The organism is Candidatus Kinetoplastibacterium crithidii (ex Angomonas deanei ATCC 30255) (genome assembly GCF_000319225.1).
Lineage (GTDB): Bacteria > Pseudomonadota > Gammaproteobacteria > Burkholderiales > Burkholderiaceae_B > Kinetoplastidibacterium > Kinetoplastidibacterium crithidii_B.
This window is the reverse complement of record NC_019815.1, coordinates 297,482-316,436: the sequence shown is the minus strand read 5'-3', so window position 1 is coordinate 316,436 and position 18,955 is coordinate 297,482. Positions and strand designations below refer to the sequence as shown.

Genomic DNA, 18,955 nt, shown 5'->3' with positions numbered 1-18,955 from the left:
AAATAAAATTAAAAAACTTATATATTTGCTATTTATAATTGTAACATCTGTTTTTTATTTTTTATTCATATTATTTATATTATGGACTAAGAAACCATTATCATTTTCTAAAAATAGTGATGTTAGAATTATAATTAAAAATGGTTATACAGCCAAAAAAGTAGCTAAGTTAATTAATGAGAAGGGCTTTAATATCAATGTTAGAAATTTCATTTGGATGACATATATTTACAATACTGATAAATCTTTTAAGTCTGGAGAATATAAACTATCAAATATTGATACTCCTTTCAATATAATGAATAATTTTGTACTAGGTAAATGCTACTATAATCATATAACATTTTTGGAAGGTTGGAATTTCAGTCAATTTCGTAAAGCATTAGAGAGTAATATATATCTTAAGAAGACAATAACTGACGTTAATGACTCTGATTTAATGAAATTATTAGGGTCCAAAATATTAAGCCCTGAAGGATTGTTTCATCCAGATACATATTATATATCTTTTGATACTACAGATTTTGATGTTTTAAAGATGTCGTATGAAAAATCTAATGAAATTATCAGTAAATTATGGAAAAAAAGAAAAGTTAGTACAATTATTAATACTCCCTATGAGGCCATTATTTTGGGTTCTATCATAGAGAAAGAAGCAAGTAACTATATGGAAAAAGCAGTTATTAGTGGAGTATTACATAATAGATTAAAGTTAGGTATGCGTTTACAATCAGATCCTACAGTTATATATGGTATTGGTAATAATTTTTCAGGGAAGATCACTAAATTTGATTTAAAAAAAGATACTCCATGGAATACCTATACTCGGTATGGCTTGCCTAGCACTCCAATTTCATCAGTTAGTGAATCTTCTTTATGGGCCGCTTTAAATCCAGAATCACATAATTATATATATTATGTAGCTAGAGGTGATGGCACTACTGTTTTTTCCATTACTTACGAATCTCATAATAGTAAAATAAAAGAATATATATTGAAGTCAAAGGAAAATAAATGATTGTTCCTGGAAAATTTATAACATTTGATGGCATAGATGGTGCAGGTAAGAGTACTCAGGCTTATTGGTTAGCTAATTTTTTGAAGTCCAAGGGTATAGATCTGGTGCTTACTAGGGAACCTGGTGGAACTAAATTGGGAGAGAATATAAGAGACTTAATACTGAATACAGATATGTTCGTTGAAACAGAAACATTACTATTGTTTGCAGCTCGCTTTGAGCATTTTAAAAAAATTATAGAACCATCTTTATTGAGTGGAAAATGGGTTATATGTGACAGATTTATCGATTCTACTTATGCTTATCAAGGTTATGGTAAAAAATTAGATATCAATCTAATTAGAGATTTAGAGTCATGGGTAAATTTTTCTTTGCAACCAGATATAACTTTTTTGTTTGATATTTCTTTTGAGGTTATGAATTTAAGATTTATAAATAATAAAGATTTAGACAAATTCGAAAAAAAAGATAAATTATTTTTTGATAATATAAGGAAAGGTTACATAAAAAGAGCTGAAATTGATAGCAAAAGAATTAAAATTATAAATGCTGCAAATTCTATTAATGAGATACAAACAGAAATAATTAACTATATTAATTTTGATAGAACAATATGATCGAAAATTCGTTTTTTCCTTGGCAAATAGAAATTGCAAATAAATACTTGAAAAATTCTGATAAAGTACACCATGCGATAATCTTATATGGCTTAAAAGGTATAGGCAAATTTGAATTTTCGACTGCATTTGCTGCCTCTTTTTTATGTGAAAATTATGATAGTAAGTTTGCCTGTCAAAAATGTACATCTTGTAATTTGATAGAAAAAAATAACCATCCTGATTTTAAGTTATTAATGCCAAATTCAATAGCTGATGAAAAAAAAATTATTATTAGTACATCTTTTGATGAGAAAAAAAATATTTCACATATTTCTAATGAAATTCGTATAAATCAAATAAGAGATATAATTCCATGGATTAATGTTAAGTCATATCGTAATAATAAAAAGATTGTCATTATATATAAAGCTGATAATTTAAATATTATTTCTTCTAATGCCTTATTAAAAATGCTAGAAGAGCCTAGTGATGATGTTTTTTTTCTTATAGTATCTGATTGCCTAGATAAATTATTACCAACAATAGTGTCTCGTTGTCAAATTTTACATTTGCCAATTCCTGATTATCAAATTTCTTTGAGTTGGCTTAAAAATAATAATCTAGACAACCCTAATCATTGGTTAAGTTTTTCTAGTAATGCTCCAATAGATGCATTGCGTTATAGCTCTCATAGAAAGAATCCTTGTCCATCTTGGGTGTATGAATTTTTACAATTGTTATCTAATAATTTAGATATTCATATTTATTCACTATTAGAGAGTTACCCTGATGATATTCCTATTAATGAATTAATTGATATTTTTCAAAAATTATTTTTTGATTTAGTTTTAGTTTCATATAAAATTACTCCAAAATATTTTATAGATTTGAAAAATATTTTAGATAAGTTAAGTATTAGAACATCTACTGATTCTTTAATAAATAATTTTATTTGGTTAAATAAAAAAAGAAATTATCTGATCAGCAAGTTAATAAAAAAATTTTTTTAAATAATATTTTAAATAATGTAATAACATCATTTAAATAACAAAGGATTTTAAAATGTTTGTAGATTCGCACTGTCACTTGGATTTGCAAGAATTTGACAAAGGCATCGATCTGATAATGACTCAAATGTCTAATGCTAAAGTTGATTATGCTTTAGTTGCGGGTATAGATAAAAAAAATTTAATAATATACTAAAACTAATCTCAAATTATAGCAATTTATATGCTTCTGTAGGAATGCATCCTGAATGTTTAGATAAGGAAGAGTTTTCTATAGAAGAATTATGCTTATTAGCAAAACATAATAAAAAAATAGTTGCAATAGGAGAAACAGGTTTAGATTATCATAGTCATGATCATCAAGATTTAGATTGGCAAAGAAATCGCTTTCGCCAGCATATAAGGGCTGCAAAGATATCCACATTACCTTTAATAATACATACTAGATCTGCAATTATAGATACATTAAATATTCTAAAAGAAGAGGGTGCTAGAGATGTTGGTGGTGTAATGCACTGTTTTACTGAGAACTGGGATGCCGCAAAATTGGCAATGGATTTAAATTTTTATATATCTATATCAGGGATAGTCACTTTTAAAAATGCTAAGATAGTTCATGAGGTAGCATCAAAAGTTCCGTTAGATAGGATTCTTATAGAGACAGATTCGCCGTATTTATCACCGGAGCCATATAGAGGAAAAGTTAATAATCCAGCCAATGTTGTTTATGTAGCCAATAAAATAGCAGAATTACGTAAAACAACAGTTGAGGATGTTGCCAATGCATCAAGAAAAAACTTTTTTTCTTTATTTTCAAAGATAGGATTATGAAATTTAAGGGACTATGTTTATCCAAGATTCTGTTGAGAATTTTTCTTTAGATATTTTTTTTGCCAAGTTCATTGTTTTTTTATCTAACTCAATTTTTTCAACATGACATATTTTTGAAAAATGCTTTATCATGTTTTGAATAAACTCTAATCTGGATAATCCTGTGCTTGTAAGAGTTGTGTTATCTACTCTTTTATTTGCACTTTCTATGCCTTTATCAGATATTTTTTCTTTGCTAATACGTAGTGCTTTTGCCATTTTCTCCTGATCTATAGAATATGCTATAGTAGTATGATGTAGTATTGCTTTGGATAATCTTGCTTGAGCCGCTCCACCTATCTTTTTTCCATTTTCTGATTCTATATCATTTAGTGGTTTATACTTTACAGATACACCTAATTCTTTAAAAGAGTCAACTACCCAGCTGTCTAGAAATTTATATGATTCTTGGAATGTTAAATTTAGAACCAATTCTTTAGGAAGGCTAATAGAATATGTAATAGTATTTCCTGGCTCTATAAACATAGCTCCACCACCTGTGATTCTTCTAACTATTTTTAAGTTATATTTATCAGCATATAATTTATTAACTTCATTTTTTACAGATTGAAATCGTCCTAATACTATAGCAGAAGAATCCCATTCCCATATTCTTAGTGTAGGTAATCTTATGCCTAGGTTAACATCTTCTGTAATTTGTTGATCTAAAGCCATATGTATATTTGGATCTTGAGGGGCACCATATATCAGTTGCCATTTATAATCATCCCATTTTTTTATGGACATAACAAAGCCCTTTTTATTGTTACTACAATATCTGTGGTTGAGAATCCGATAAATTCTGTATTTTCAGGTAGATTTTTTTCTATTGTTTTTTTTATAAATTCATCATTTGATTCAATTGGTAAACCATTTAAAGATTCATTCATAATATTTAATGCTTCAGATGGCTCAAGAAAAAAATCGCCGCTTATTTGTACGTTATATATCGTATTATTATCATGGTCAATTTCAAAGTCTATCATTACCAATTTATTTCCAGGTGCTTTATATTCTCCATGCATTTATATTAATTCCTTAAGTGATATTCATTTTACAGGAGCAAGTATTATAATATACACATTACTTTACATAATATATATTATGCGTATACATTATTTTATTCCCATTCTATGGTAGATGGAGGTTTATTAGAAATATCATAAACAACTCTATTAATGCCAGAAACTTCGTTAATTATTCTAGAAGAAATTTTTGATAATAAAGATGCAGGTATATCTGACCAATTTGCTGTCATGAAATCTGAAGTATCTACAGATCTTAAAACTATAACGTATTCATATGTACGTCCATCACCCATAACCCCAACAGACTTAATAGGCAAAAATACAGCAAAGGCTTGAGAGACAGAATCATACCAACTTTTATTGTTTAAAATATTTTTGTTACTTTTTAATTCATCTATAAAAATATTATCAGCACTTTGTAGAATTTTTATAAATTCTTCTTTGATTTCTCCTATTATCCTTACAGCTAAACCAGGTCCAGGAAAAGGATGACGACATATCATGTCGTATGGAATTCCAAGCTCTATACCTATTTTTCTTACCTCATCTTTAAAGAGATATTTTAACGGCTCTAATAAAGAAAGGTTCATTTTTTCAGGAAGACCTCCAACATTATGATGTGATTTTATAACATTAGATATCCCATTTTTTTCTTTTGAAGATTCTATTATGTCTGGATATATGGTTCCTTGAGCAAGCCATTTAACATTACCAATTTTTTTTGCTTCTTCTTGAAACACATTAATAAATTCATTCCCTATTATTTTTCTTTTCTTTTCAGGATCAGTAACACCCTCTAACTTTTTTAAGAATAATTCTGAAGCATTGCAATAAATAACATTTATATCAAATGAGGAAAACATTGTCTTTACTTGTTCTTTTTCATTTAATCTCATAAGACCATGATCTACAAATATACAAGTTAATTTTTTGCCAATAGCTTTGTTTATTAAGACTGCAGCAACAGATGAGTCTACACCACCAGATAGTCCCAGTATAACTTTATCATTACCTACTGTTGATTTGATATTTGTAATTGCTTGTTCAATATAACTTGGCATATCCCAGTTATATTGACAATTACAGATGTTTATTACAAATCTTTCTAGAATTTTTTTACCTAATTCAGTATGTGTAACTTCTGGATGAAATTGTAAAGCATACAGTTTTTTTTCATTGTTTTCCATCCCAGCAATTGCAGAATTTGTATGAGCAATTTTTTTAAAACCATCTGGTAACTTTGTTACTGTATCACCATGACTCATCCAAACTTTTAAAGTACTATTAGGATTGATTTCTTGAATTGCACCTAATAGTTCGCTTTCGTTTGATATTGTAATTTCGGCATGCCCATATTCTCTATTTGTTGAAACACTTACTTCTCCGCCTAATTGATTAGCCATAGACTGCATGCCATAACAAATTCCAAGCACAGGAATACCTAATTTAAATATATATTTTTTAATTTTATCTGGAGATTCTTTATTAATTGATTCGTGACTACCAGATATTATAATTCCAGCCAATCCTTTATTTATTTGTTCAACTAAATAATCTTGTTCTACAGAATTGTGATTAATTACCGTTGTGTATATACCTATTTCTCTTATTCTACGAGCAATCAGTTGAGTAACTTGAGAACCACAGTCAACAATTAGTATGTTTTTATTCATAAATTATTCTGACCTATAATTAGGAGCTTCTTTTGTAATATGTATATCATGAACATGTGATTCACTAACTCCAGCAGAAGTAATTTCAACAAACTCAGTTTTAGTTCTTAAGTCATTTATTGTTGCACATCCACAATAACCCATGGCAGCTCTTAAACCACCTATTAATTGATATATGATTGAGATAACACTGCCTTTGTAAGGTACTCTTCCTTCTACTCCTTCTGGAACCAATTTATCAGCTGTTTTATAATGACCTTGGAAATATCTATCAGCTGAACCCTTTTCCATGGCTCCAATGCTTCCCATGCCTCTATAGGATTTATAGGTTCTTCCCTGAAATAAACTTTCTTCTCCAGGAGCTTCTGATGTTCCAGCAAAAATGCTGCCCATCATACAAGAATGGGCACCAGCTGCTATAGCTTTCGCAATGTCACCAGAATATCTAATGCCACCATCAGCTATTATGGAAACATCTGTATTGTTTAAAGCTTTTGCAACTTCACTTATGGCTGTTATTTGAGGAACTCCAACACCAGAAATTATTCTAGTTGTGCATATAGAACCTGGTCCTATACCTACCTTTACTCCATCAGCTCCATGCTCTGCTAATGCTTTAGCTGCTCTCGCTGTAGCAATATTACCACCTATAATATCAATTTGAGGATAATTCGATTTTATCCAGCTGATGGTTTTTAATACTCCTAGAGAATGACCATGAGCGGTATCTACAACTATTACATCAACACCAGCATGAACTAATTTTTCGACACGTTCTGTTGTTTCATTTCCTATTCCTACAGCTGCTCCAACTCTTAATTGACCACGAGAGTCTTTATTAGCTGTTGGATGCTCTGTATTTTTAACTATGTCTTTAACAGTAGCTAATCCACGCAATTCAAAATCAGAATTTACTATAAGGACCCTTTCCAGCCTATGTTTATGCATTAAAGCTTGTGCATCTAATAAAGTCGCGCCCTCTTCCATTACTACTAGGCGTTCTTTAGGGGTCATTACATTTTTTAATGGTTGATTCAAATTGGTTTCAAAACGCAAATCTCTATTAGTTATAATTCCTACAACTTTACCATTTTCAACTACTGGTAAACCAGAAATTCCAAATTTTCGTTGTAAGTTTATAGCTTCGGCAACATTCATATTCGGTGTTACAGTTATAGGGTCTATAACAATTCCAAATTCATGTCTTTTCACTCTTGAAACTTCATGAGCTTGTTGATCAGGTGTAAGATTTTTATGTATTATTCCAATGCCCCCTTCCTGTGCAAGGGCAATTGCTAAACTAAACTCGGTTACTGTATCCATTGCTGCAGATACAAAAGGTATTTTTAGTTCAATATTTTTTGTAAGTTTTGTTGTAAGAGAAGTGTTTTTAGGTAATATTTCTGAATATGCAGGAACTAACAACACATCGTCAAATGTGAAAGCCTTTTTCAAAGTAAGCATTGTTAATATCTAATAATTTTATATAAAGTGATATTATACTTTTTTTATAAAAATAAATAACGCTATTTTGTTAGATAAGCAACATAATTATTATCATTATTTAACAATGTTTCACAAAAAAATAGTATTAAGGTTATTTTAGTAACCCTAATACTATTATTAGATTTTTTTTGCTATTAATATATTGTGTTTAACAACATTTAATATTTCCGTTGCCGCCATATTTAGAATCTTGACATGCCTTAAAAAAATCTTCATAACTTAATGGTGTTTTATCAGGATGATTTTTTTTCATGTGGTTAATATATTGATCATAGTCTTGTATTCCAACCATTAATCTTAGTGTTTGACCTAGATATTTGCTGGCTACAGACGCTTTTTTATTTAACATACTAAATATCATTTTAAAACCATCCTATAAAAACTATATGCTTAAATAGCATTAAAATCTGATTCAATGCAAGTAGGTTTTGGGTTTTTTCTTGCTATAAGTATAGAGCGTATTCCATATAAAGCTATACCTAATACAACAAACATGAATAGCGAGCACAGAGATGCGTTTATATAGTCATTTTTGATGACCATTTGCATTTCAGATATTGTTTTTGCTGGAGAAAGAATAAGCCCTTGTTTAATAGCATCCTTATACATATTAGCGTGTGCTATAAATCCAATATTTGGATTGTTATCAAACAACTTATGGTAAGAAGCAGCAAAAGTACATATTAATAACCATATGGTTGGTATTATTGTAACCCAAGCGTACTTATCTCTTTTCATTTTAAATAGCACTACTGTGCTTAGTATTAGTGCTATAGCAGCTAACATTTGATTCGCCATGCCAAATAGAGGCCACAGTGTATTTATGCCTCCTAAAGGGTCTACTACTCCTTGATATAAAAAATATCCCCAGGCAGCCACACACATACTAGTAGCGATAATGCTGGATACTAATGAATCTGTACGTTTAAAAGAAGGTATAAATGCCCCTATGAGATCTTGAAGCATGAATCTACCTGCTCTAGTTCCTGCATCTACAGCTGTTAATATAAAAAGAGCCTCAAATAGTATAGCGAAATGATACCAAAAACCCATCATCCCTGAACCACCTATTACTTGGTGAAATATATGAGCCATACATACAGCTAATGTAGGAGCTCCTCCCACACGAGAAATAATACTACTTTCCCCGACCTCATCTGCTACTCTTATTAAATCTTCTGGTGTTATAACAAATCCCCAACTTGAAACTACACTAGCTACTTCTTCTGGGGTTGTTCCTATTAATGCTGCTGGACTATTCATAGCATAATAAATACCTGGATCTATTATGCTTGCAGCTATTAATGCCATAATAGCTACAAATGATTCCATCAACATACTACCATATCCTATATATCTAGTTTGAATTTCATTTTCTATAAGTTTAGGTGTTGTTCCTGAAGCTATAAGAGCATGAAACCCCGATACAGCTCCACATGCTATTGTTATAAAAAGAAATGGAAAAAGTTGCCCTGACCATACAGGACCATTTCCATCTGCAAATTGAGTAACTATTGAAGGCATTTTGATTGTTGGGGCAACTATCACTATGCCAACTGCCAAGCCTATTATCGTTCCTATTTTTAAAAAAGTAGATAAATAATCACGAGGTGCTAATAGTAACCACACTGGTAATACAGATGCTATAAACCCATAGCCTATTAAAATCCAGGTTAATTTTTTTCCATCTAAGTCAAAGAGAAATAACAATATATCATTATTAACAGCTTTTTGACCAAAAACTATAGCTGCCATCAGTAAGACAAAACCAATAATAGATATCTCACCTATTCTTCCTGGTCTTAGATATCTTAGATAAACACCCATGAAAATAGCTATCGGTACTGTTGCTGCAACAGTAAATGTGCCCCATGGAGAGTTTGTTAATGCTTTTACAACAATTAACGCAAGAACTGCTAGTATAATTACCATTATAATGAACGTGCCAAATAATGCTAATAAACCAGGTGCATCTCCTAATTCTGATTTTATTATATCTCCAATAGATCTTCCATCTCTTCTAGTTGAAATAAACAAAACAACAAAATCTTGAACTGCTCCTACAAAAACGACTCCAGCTAAAATCCATAACATTCCTGGCAAATAACCAATTTGCGCAGCCAAAACTGGACCAACTAGAGGGCCAGCTCCTGCTATAGCAGCAAAATGATGTCCAAATAACACATGTTTGTTTGTTGGTACATAATCAATCCCATCATTATACTTCCAAGCTGGTGTTATGCGTTTAGCATTTAGTTGGAAAACTTTGTGTGCGATAAATCTACTATAATAACGATATGCTATAAGGTATACACAAATTGAGGCTACTAAAATCCATAAAGCATTTATGCTTTCTCCACGATTTAAAGCGATAAAACCAAGAGCAAAAGCTCCGACAATTGATATTAATATCCATATTAGGTGCTGACGACAGCTCCTAGTACTACTTTGCATAATAAGTAACTCCTCTCGTATGAAGTGATTTACGAGCCCGTAATGATTTGAGAATAATAATTCACTAAATACTGTTTTTAGAATCTAAACGAAAAAAAATAGCTATAACCCATAATTTCAGCTAGGTTTGCTGATTTAGCTATATGTCTTTATCTGTTAATTTATGATATTAAATAATCATATAACTACTAAAATGATAATTTGATAATTATTATGTTTTTAATAATTACTTAACACATTATTACTACCCCCTAAAAACTTATAGTAAATAACGAGCAATTATATGGCACTGTGGATTTGATTGCACGGTTTTTTTTAATTTGTTTTCAATATTACGGGAAAATAAATTTATATTTATAGATTTGTATTATACAATTGTTTGAATATTTTAGGATTAGTAAATTATTTATTATATCTATATTGCATTTAAATTAACATATAAAATAACACTACTGTAATATGCGAATTAAAGATATTTTTTTATTAATAGGCCAATTTTTATTGCCTCATCATCTTATTTCTAAGTTTTTTTTCTTTGCTGCAAATTGTCGGGTAGTTTGGCTTAAAAATTTGATGATACTTAGCTTTATAAAAAAATATGATATTGATTTAACATATTGTGATATAAAAAAATATGATGATTATACTTGTTTCAATGATTTTTTTACCCGTTCCATAAAAACACAAAATAGATTGTTAAATAAAAAAAACAATATAAGTTCAATATTATCTCCAGCAGATGGTTTTATTAGTCAATTTGGAAGAATATATAATAATTCAATTATTCAAGCTAAGAATCACAAGTATAGCGTAGCTAGCCTTTTAGGAAATGATTCACTAGATTATATTAAATTTAGTGATGGCAATTTTATAAACATATATTTATCACCTAAAAATTATCATCGTGTGCATATGCCTTTTGATGCTACTTTAACAAAAATCAAATATATACCTGGTAAGCTGTTTTCTGTTAATCCAACAGTAGTGAAATATGTTCCTAATTTATTTGCACGTAATGAGAGAGTTATTTGTTTATTTGATAGTATAAATGGTCCTATTGCTATAGTCTTGGTTGGATCTATGATAGTATCTTCTATCGAAACTGTATGGACTGGCTTAGTTAAACCGAAGTCTTTATTGTCAAAACCATTTACCTTTCATAGACAAGATCTAATTAAACCACTCACTCTAAATAAAGGAGATGAGATGGCTAGATTCCAATTAGGATCTACTGTAATAGTTCTATTTGGGTCAAATGAAAATATAAGATGGGATTACTCTCTTTCTGAACAAAGTGAAATTTTATTTGGTCAAGAAATAGGTAATTTCATTTTTTAATTATTGCTAATACTAAGAGATATTTATGAAATGCTATTGTCTTAATAATTTTTCATCACCCTTGCAGGAAAAAGATATAGACTTACCTGTTCCTCATACAAACCAGGTTTTGTTGAAAGTAAAGGCATCTGGAATATGTCATAGTGATATCCATTTATGTAACGGATATTATGATATTGGTATGGGTAAAAAATTTGAATTAAAAGATAGAGGGATTGAATTACCTCTAGTTCTTGGTCATGAAATAGTTGGAAATGTTGTTGCTAAGGGAGAAGATGTTAAAGATATAGAAATAGGTGGTAATTATATAGTATATCCGTGGATAGGTTGTGGAATCTGTGAAAATTGTAAAGAATCATGTGAAAATTACTGCTTAAGTCCTCAATATCTTGGCATAAATAAACCAGGAGGGTTTGCAGAATATATCTTAGTTCCTCATTATAAATATCTCGTAAATATTAAAAATATGGATCCTGCTATGATAGCTCAGTATGCTTGTGCTGGATTAACTACATATTCAGCAATTAATAAGATTGAGAAAAATATCTATAAGAAAAAGCCAGTTGTAATTTTTGGTGCTGGTGGTTTGGGATTAATGGCTGTTTCTATTTTGAAAGCTCTTGGTGGTTATGGCAGTATTGTTATAACTAATGATTTAAATAAAAAACAGGCCGCTTTAGAAGCAGGCGCTTTAGCTGTTTTTGATTATAATGACGAACATTTAGTAAAGAAATTACTAGATCATAATTCTAATCATAAGTATCATGCTGTCATTGATCTAGTTGGAAACTCTAACACTACAAAAGCATCTTTTGATATCTTAGAAAAATCAGGAGCATTAATTATAGTTGGTATGTTTGGTGGTTTATCAAACTGGCCATTAGCATTCATTCCTATGAAAGCTTTAAAAATCATAGGAAGTTATGTTGGTAATTTATCTGAATTTAATGAATTAATGAAATTGGTAATTGATCAAAAATTAGAACCAGTACAAATTAAGAAATATGATTTTGATAAGCTTAATGAAGCGCTGTCAGATTTAAGATCTGGTAAGGTTGTTGGTAGAGCCGTCATTATTAATAATATTTAGCTAAATTGTCATTTTCATCAAATATAGTTATCATTTTTCTTCCACCTGCTAATATGTGGATTTATACATTCAGGATTATATTTTTTTATTATTAAAGCAGCTTCCTTAGATTTTTGTAATATGTCTTGATCAGTTTCTATATCTGCAAATCTAAATAAATTAACTCCTGATTGTTTAGTTCCTAAAAAGTCTCCCGGACCTCTTATTAATAAATCATACTGTGCTATTTTAAAACCATCGAGTGTCTTAAAGATAGCTCTGAGTCTTTTTTTTGCTATCAAAGATAATGGTTTTTGATAAAGTAGTATACATATTGATTGGTCAATTCCTCTTCCAATTCTTCCTCGCAATTGATGTAATTGTGCTAGTCCAAATCTTTCAGAATGTTCTATAGTCATCAAAGATGCGTTTGGAACATCTACTCCTACTTCGATTACTGTCGTTGCAACTAACAAATTTATATTACCATTTCTAAAAGATTGCATGATTTCATTCTTTAAATTATTAGCTAAATTGCTATGTATTAAACCAATTTTTAAATCAGGAAACCTTTTCTTTATATCTTCAAAAGTATCAACTGCATTTTGTAAATCAATTTTTTCATTTTCTACTATCATTGGGCATACCCAATAAGCTTGGCGTCCATTTTTAATAAATTTTACTATTTTTGTCAATACCTCTTCTCGCCTATCATCAGATATCAATTTCGTAATTATTGGTTTTCTGTCTTTAGGCAATGATTTTATTGTAGATATGTCCATATCGTCTAATAGAGTCATAGCTAATGTTCTAGGTATTGGTGTAGCACTCATGGATAATAAATGAGGATATATTACAGAATTTTTATCTATATAGATCCCTTTATTATAAAAAACGGATCTTTGTTCTACGCCAAAACGATGTTGCTCATCAATAATTAACAGACCTAAGTTATTAAAATAAATATGTTCTTGTATTAAAGATTGAGTACCTATTATAAAGTTTATTTCGCCTGAAATAACTCGTTCTTTAATGCTTTTTTTATCTTTTATTGATTTATTGCTACTAATATATTCAACAATAATTTCTAATTTTTTGCAGTATTCTTGTATCTTATAAAAATGCTGCTCTGTTAAAATTTCGGTGGGTGTCATAAGTGCAACTTGTTTATTTGAACTTATAGCTTGAATAGCAGCAATAGTAGCTACAACAGTTTTACCACATCCTACATCCCCTTGTAACAATCTGTTCATGGGGAAACTCATAGATAAGTCATTCGAAATTTCATTAATTACATATTGCTGAGAATCTGTAAGAGTAAATTCTAAATTATCAATAAAGGTAGCTAAGTTTTTTATAAATTTACTATTTTTTGGTAAGCAATAAGCTTTTTTTTGCATTCTATCTTGACGTATTATTCCAATGGAAAGTTCATGAGCCAGTAACTCATCAAATTTTATCCTTGTCCAAGCAGGATGTTTTTTTTCAGTAGATAGACTCAAAGAATTGTAAGGTGGAGGATAATGTAAATATTTTATAGCCTCATCAAAAGCCATTAGATTAAAATGTTTTACTATATTATCTGGTAAAGTATCAGTTATTGTCTTTGTTAATTCTTCTAAGATTATTTTTCTGATTTTTATTTGACTTAAGCCCTTTATAGTAGAATATATTGGAGTTAATTTTTTGGATAGTTTGGTGTTAATATTGTAAATTCTAGGGTGTATAATTTCTAATTCAGATTGTTTTCTTTTAGCTTCTCCTCCTACTCTAATTTTATTTCCTATAATAAATTTTGTAATTTGTGAACTAAAAAAATGTAGCCATCGAAGTTGCAAGTATCCAGTATCATCTTTGATAATAACAATTAAAACTTTATTTTTAAACCTATTATCCAATATCTTAACATCAATGATGACACCTTCTGTTAAGATATAGGTGGATAAAGGTATATCTATAATTTTTGTTAATTTAGTTTCATTTTCATATCTTAGTGGTATATGAAATATGTAGTCATTTTGCGTATATAGCTTTAATTTTATCAGTTTGTTTTGAATAGATTTTTCAGTTTTCTTATCCATATAAGAAATTAACTATATAAAAATATAAATAAGATATCTGAATTGCTCTTGACCATTACAAAGCTAATATTGCTTCTACTTCAAATTCAGCAGATTTAGGCAAATTTAATACTCCAACTGTTGATCTTGAAGGAAATGGCTTTGGAAATATTTCAGACATAATTTTATTAACAACATCAAATTTTGTAAGATCTGTTAAGAATAAATTCATCTTTACCACATTAGCTAAAGTAGCATTTGAAGCTTCTATAACAGCTTGCATATTATTAAAAGATTGACGAACCTGTAATTCAAAATCACCTTCTATAAGTTTTCCTGTATTAGGATCGAGTCCTATTTGACCAGATAAAAAAACAAGTTTATTGGCAGAACATGCTACTGCTTGCGAATATGGACCAACAGCTTCTGGAGCTTTGTTTGTGTGAATAATTTCCTTGTTCATTGAAATCTCCTATGTTTTAAATTAATTTACGAAAGCTTTTTCCAAAACATAATCACCAGGTTTATTAATTCCTAATGATCCTTTAAATCCAATATTATTTAAAATAATACTAATGTCAACTAAAGCTTCAGAATTACCACAAATCATAACTCGATCATTAGTAGGGTTAATTTTTGGTAATTTTATATCTAGAAAAAAATTATCTGATAATAATAAATTAGTAATCCTGGAATTATTATAGAATTGTTCCTGGGTTACAGTAGGATAATATATAAGTTGTTTTTCTACTAAACCTCCCAATAATTCATTATTATCTAAATTACTTTCTATATAGTCTCTATATGCCAAATCACTTTTCTTGCGTACACTATGGACTAATATGATTTTTTCAAATCTTTCATATATAGAAAAATCTTTTATTATGCTCATAAATGGAGCTAGACCTGTGCCAGTAGCAAGTAAGTATAAATTTTTTCCTTTATTTAAACTATCTATAACTAGAGTTCCTACAGATTTATTGCTTATTAAAACTTCATCTCCAATTTTTAATTCTTTTAAATGAGAAGTTAGTTTTCCATTTGGAACTTTAATGCTAAAAAATTCTAAATTTTCTTCATAATTAGCACTAACGATGCTATATGCTCTCATAATAGGTTTATCTTCTATTTTAATACCTAACATAACAAAATGACCATTTTCAAATCTAAAAGACTTATTTCTTGTAGTTATAAAAGAGAATAAATTTTCATTCCAGTGATATACTTTTAAAACTTTTTCTACATTGACACTTGCCATAATTCGAATTAATTTTTTATAAAAAATTAATTTTTTATAAAAAAATCTCCTGTAAGTTATTTAAAAACCTCCATCCTAGATCTGTTGCTTTTATGTTAGTACAGTTCTCTTCTAGAAGTTTTTTTTCATAAGCTATTTTTAATTGTTTATCTATTATATTAATAAACAATCCAGTTCGTTCTTGAAATAAAGATCTTTTTACACCATTTTTTAATCTTAGGGCATTAAGCATAAATTCAAATGGTATTTCATTTATTTGTAATATTTTTTTATTGCTTGATTTCTTTTCATTTTGCATTGTAGTTTTGATCCAAAGATTTGGATTATATATTCTTTTTATTCTTATGATATGATCTTGAAAGGAAAGCTTACTATGTGCTCCAGGGCCTATTCCTAAATAATCTCCAAAAGTCCAATAGTTCTTATTATGCACTGATTGAAACCCATCTTTAGAATATGCTGAAATTTCATATCTTATAATGTTTTTATCAAATAATTTTTTTCTATTATATCCTGCATTATAGCGCTATTATCTTCATCTGGAAGATTTTCAGGAGTATTTTTTGCAAATAATGTATTTTTTTCTATTGTTAAATTATACATAGATACATGATTAACTTCAGATAATATAGGTTCTTTCAAATCCATCAAACAATCTTCAATATTTTGTCCTGGCAAAGCAAACATTATATCTATATTAATATTATCAATTAATGATTGAGCTGTTTGAATTGTTTTAATAGCATCTGATTTATTATGAATCCTTCCAAGAATTTTTAATTTGCTATTATTGAAACTCTGTACTCCTATAGAAATTCTATTTATACCACTAGTAACAAATTCTTTGATTTTGCTAGAATCTACAGTTCCAGGATTCATTTCTATAGTTATTTCAATTTGGGAGCTTAAATTAAAAAATGTTCTAAGCAATTCCATAATTTTATTTATGGAACTAGCCTTTAGAAGGCTTGGAGTACCACCTCCTATATATACCGATATTATTTTCCTACCCCATACTAAAGGCAATGATTGCTCTATTTCTATTTTTAAAGCATTTATATACTCTTCTTCTGGTATTGAATTAATGTTTTTTATAGAATGCGAATTAAAATCACAATAAGGACATTTGCTCACACACCATGGTATATGTATATACAAAGATAATGGTGGTGGTTTTAAAAAAAAACATTTTTGATATTATCTTTATATCCCATTTCTAAAATATCTTTTTTTTGATATATATTTATTATTTTTTTCATGAGCAATGTTGTTAATTTAATTTGTAAATTTTAATTTCTGAATCATTTTTTCAAAAGCTTTTGCTCTATGACTAATTTTATTTTTTTCAGATAGCGTAATAGAAGCAAGTGTTTTGCCTATGCTAGGCACAAAAAAATGTGGGTCATATCCGAAACCATTATTTCCAGAGGCTTTTTCTACAATTTCTCCATGTAATATACCTTCTGTTATCAATGGCCTATGATCATTAGGATTCCTTAAAATAACAACTATACTAATGTAGTATGCCCTTCTATCTTCGAGTCCTTTTAAATTTTTTATTAGTAATTCATTATTTAATTTACTATCAGAATTTTCTTTATTTGAAAAAGAGGAGTATCTAGCAGAAAAAATACCTGGGGCTCCTGATAATGAATTGACACATAATCCAGAATCTTCTGCTAAAGAAGGAAGGCCAGTGAGTCTACTCACATGTCTAGCCTTATTTAGAGCATTTTCAATAAAAGTATTATTACGTTCATCATTAGTATGTATGCCAAAATCGCTCTGCAAATATATAGATAAATCAAAATCTTTAAAAAAACTTGTAATTTCTATTAATTTTTCTTTATTGCTGGAAGCAATTACTAATTTGTTATTTATGCAATCAATTTTATTCATAGTATAGTGGTAATAATTTTAGTATGAAAGATTCAGAAATATTTTACTAATATTTAGTTTCTTTATTAATGTTTTTTTGTTAAGTATAATTAGTATGATGTTTTGTATTTTTAAGTATACATACGAATACTCACATATAGTAATAATAGTTATTTTCATAACAATTAATGGAGCTGGGTGAATATGATTAATTCTTCAAGTAATAAAAAAATAAATATGCGTCATTTTTTAGAATTAAAAGATTTTAGCAAAGAAGAAATTATTTATGTATTAAATAGAGCTATTTTTATAAAAGATAAATTTAAAAAATATGAACCGCATATGCCGCTTCATGACAGAACTTTAGCTATGATTTTTGAGAAAGCCAGTACTCGAACCAGAGTATCTTTTGAAGCTGGAATTTATCAAATGGGAGGATGCGCTATTAATTTAACCTCTAATGACTCTCAACTTGGAAGATCAGAGCCTATTGAAGATACAGCAAGAGTAATATCTAGAATGGTCGATATTGTGATGATTAGAACATTTGAGCAAGAAAGACTGAAGCGTTTTGCTGCACATTCTAGGGTTCCTGTTATTAATGGTTTAACTAATGAATTTCATCCATGTCAAATATTAGCTGATATTCTTACATTTATAGAACATAGAGGTTCTATAGAGAATAAGAAAGTTGCATGGATAGGAGATGCTAATAATATGTCTTATACCTGGTTGCAAGCAGCAGAGATTTTAGGTTTTACTCTTCATATCTCTGCTCCTAATGGCTATAAAATGGAAAAAAATCGTATAGGTAATATTTCTGATAAGATTTTAAGGCAGTTTGACAGCCCTTATGAAGCTTGTAAAGGAGTAGATCTTGTAACAACTGATGTATGGACAAGTATGGGATATGAAGAAGAAAATATCATACGTCATAAAGCTTTTTCTGATTGGTGTGTTAACTCAAAAATGATGTCATCTGCTAATACAGACGCTTTGTTTATGCATTGTTTACCAGCACATCGTGGAGAAGAAGTAACAAATGATGTTTTAGAAGGCCCACAAAGTGTCGTATGGGATGAAGCTGAAAATCGTTTGCATATTCAAAAAGCTTTAATGGAATTCTTGCTTTTGGGAAAACTCTAATTTTAATGTATATAAAAACAGCTTATTACATGTAATAAGCTGTTTCGTATT

Annotated in this window: 18 protein-coding genes and 1 pseudogene; 7 read left to right on the top strand and 12 right to left on the bottom strand. The window is 29.1% G+C overall.

From position 1 onward, the window contains the following. Window positions 1-25: 25 nt before the first annotated feature. The 4 genes and pseudogenes from mltG (at window position 26) to CKCE_RS01375 (ending at window position 3,455) form a co-directional block, all read left to right on the top strand. The gene (gene mltG, locus CKCE_RS01390) at window positions 26-1,018 is read left to right on the top strand and encodes an endolytic transglycosylase MltG (RefSeq protein ID WP_015238539.1); all 993 of its coding nucleotides are present in this window, start codon (window positions 26-28) and stop codon (window positions 1,016-1,018) included. Continuing rightward, window positions 1,015-1,635, top strand: a complete 621-nt coding sequence (gene tmk, locus CKCE_RS01385) for a dTMP kinase (RefSeq protein ID WP_015238538.1) — start codon at window positions 1,015-1,017, stop codon at window positions 1,633-1,635. The genes mltG and tmk overlap by 4 nt, the downstream gene beginning before the upstream one ends. Then, window positions 1,632-2,627 (top strand): hypothetical protein, encoded by a 996-nt coding sequence (locus CKCE_RS01380; RefSeq protein ID WP_015238537.1) that lies wholly within the window; start codon window positions 1,632-1,634, stop codon window positions 2,625-2,627. The genes tmk and CKCE_RS01380 overlap by 4 nt, the downstream gene beginning before the upstream one ends. Before the next feature lie 52 nt (window positions 2,628-2,679). Further along, window positions 2,680-3,455: pseudogene (locus CKCE_RS01375) on the top strand (TatD family hydrolase). 3 nt (window positions 3,456-3,458) lie between these two features. Here CKCE_RS01375 and CKCE_RS01370 read toward each other — a convergent pair. The 6 genes from CKCE_RS01370 to CKCE_RS01345 all read right to left on the bottom strand — a co-directional run bounded on the left by CKCE_RS01370 (window position 3,459) and on the right by CKCE_RS01345 (window position 10,155). Next, window positions 3,459-4,241 carry a lipoate--protein ligase family protein gene (locus CKCE_RS01370; protein ID WP_015238535.1) on the bottom strand — a complete coding sequence of 261 codons (783 nt, stop codon included), beginning with the start codon at window positions 4,239-4,241 and terminating at the stop codon, window positions 3,459-3,461. After that, a complete protein-coding gene (gene lplB / locus CKCE_RS01365; protein ID WP_015238534.1) occupies window positions 4,232-4,519 on the bottom strand; it encodes a lipoate-protein ligase small subunit in 288 nt (95 codons plus the stop codon). The genes CKCE_RS01370 and lplB overlap by 10 nt, the downstream gene beginning before the upstream one ends. Window positions 4,520-4,614: 95 nt before the next feature. Further along, the gene (gene guaA / locus CKCE_RS01360) at window positions 4,615-6,195 is read right to left on the bottom strand and encodes a glutamine-hydrolyzing GMP synthase (protein ID WP_015238533.1); all 1,581 of its coding nucleotides are present in this window, start codon (window positions 6,193-6,195) and stop codon (window positions 4,615-4,617) included. A gap of 3 nt (window positions 6,196-6,198) precedes the next feature. Continuing rightward, window positions 6,199-7,659 carry an IMP dehydrogenase gene (gene guaB / locus CKCE_RS01355; RefSeq protein ID WP_015389102.1) on the bottom strand — a complete coding sequence of 487 codons (1,461 nt, stop codon included), beginning with the start codon at window positions 7,657-7,659 and terminating at the stop codon, window positions 6,199-6,201. Window positions 7,660-7,849: 190 nt separating this feature from the next. Beyond that, window positions 7,850-8,062: a YbdD/YjiX family protein gene (locus tag CKCE_RS01350; RefSeq protein ID WP_015238531.1), complete on the bottom strand. Its 213-nt coding sequence runs from the start codon at window positions 8,060-8,062 to the stop codon at window positions 7,850-7,852. 29 nt (window positions 8,063-8,091) lie between these two features. Beyond that, window positions 8,092-10,155: a carbon starvation CstA family protein gene (locus CKCE_RS01345; protein WP_015238530.1), complete on the bottom strand. Its 2,064-nt coding sequence runs from the start codon at window positions 10,153-10,155 to the stop codon at window positions 8,092-8,094. 459 nt (window positions 10,156-10,614) lie between these two features. On the opposite strand from CKCE_RS01345, the gene asd reads away from it, so the two are divergent. Both asd and CKCE_RS01335 read left to right on the top strand, forming a co-directional pair. After that, on the top strand, window positions 10,615-11,493 hold the full coding sequence (gene asd / locus CKCE_RS01340; protein ID WP_015238529.1) for an archaetidylserine decarboxylase: 879 nt from the start codon (window positions 10,615-10,617) through the stop codon (window positions 11,491-11,493). A 25-nt stretch (window positions 11,494-11,518) separates the two neighbouring features. Continuing rightward, window positions 11,519-12,583 (top strand): alcohol dehydrogenase, encoded by a 1,065-nt coding sequence (locus CKCE_RS01335; protein WP_015389104.1) that lies wholly within the window; start codon window positions 11,519-11,521, stop codon window positions 12,581-12,583. Between the two features lie 17 nt (window positions 12,584-12,600). On the opposite strand, the gene recG is transcribed toward CKCE_RS01335, so the two are convergent. The 6 genes from recG to rdgB form a co-directional block, all read right to left on the bottom strand. Then, the gene (gene recG, locus CKCE_RS01330) at window positions 12,601-14,643 is read right to left on the bottom strand and encodes an ATP-dependent DNA helicase RecG (RefSeq protein ID WP_015238527.1); all 2,043 of its coding nucleotides are present in this window, start codon (window positions 14,641-14,643) and stop codon (window positions 12,601-12,603) included. Between the two features lie 55 nt (window positions 14,644-14,698). Then, window positions 14,699-15,085 (bottom strand): Rid family detoxifying hydrolase, encoded by a 387-nt coding sequence (locus tag CKCE_RS01325; RefSeq protein ID WP_015238526.1) that lies wholly within the window; start codon window positions 15,083-15,085, stop codon window positions 14,699-14,701. A gap of 21 nt (window positions 15,086-15,106) precedes the next feature. Next, complete coding sequence (locus CKCE_RS01320) at window positions 15,107-15,880, bottom strand: ferredoxin--NADP reductase (protein WP_015238525.1); 774 nt, start codon at window positions 15,878-15,880, stop codon at window positions 15,107-15,109. A 34-nt stretch (window positions 15,881-15,914) separates the two neighbouring features. Continuing rightward, complete coding sequence (locus CKCE_RS04015; RefSeq protein WP_015238524.1) at window positions 15,915-16,313, bottom strand: hypothetical protein; 399 nt, start codon at window positions 16,311-16,313, stop codon at window positions 15,915-15,917. A gap of 41 nt (window positions 16,314-16,354) precedes the next feature. Then, window positions 16,355-17,014 carry a radical SAM family heme chaperone HemW gene (gene hemW, locus CKCE_RS04010; protein WP_015238523.1) on the bottom strand — a complete coding sequence of 220 codons (660 nt, stop codon included), beginning with the start codon at window positions 17,012-17,014 and terminating at the stop codon, window positions 16,355-16,357. A 141-nt stretch (window positions 17,015-17,155) separates the two neighbouring features. Next, window positions 17,156-17,779, bottom strand: a complete 624-nt coding sequence (rdgB, locus tag CKCE_RS01310) for an RdgB/HAM1 family non-canonical purine NTP pyrophosphatase (RefSeq protein ID WP_015238522.1) — start codon at window positions 17,777-17,779, stop codon at window positions 17,156-17,158. 183 nt (window positions 17,780-17,962) lie between these two features. Between rdgB and argF the strand changes: the two genes are divergently transcribed. Beyond that, a complete protein-coding gene (argF, locus tag CKCE_RS01305; protein WP_015238521.1) occupies window positions 17,963-18,904 on the top strand; it encodes an ornithine carbamoyltransferase in 942 nt (313 codons plus the stop codon). Window positions 18,905-18,955 lie beyond the last annotated feature (51 nt).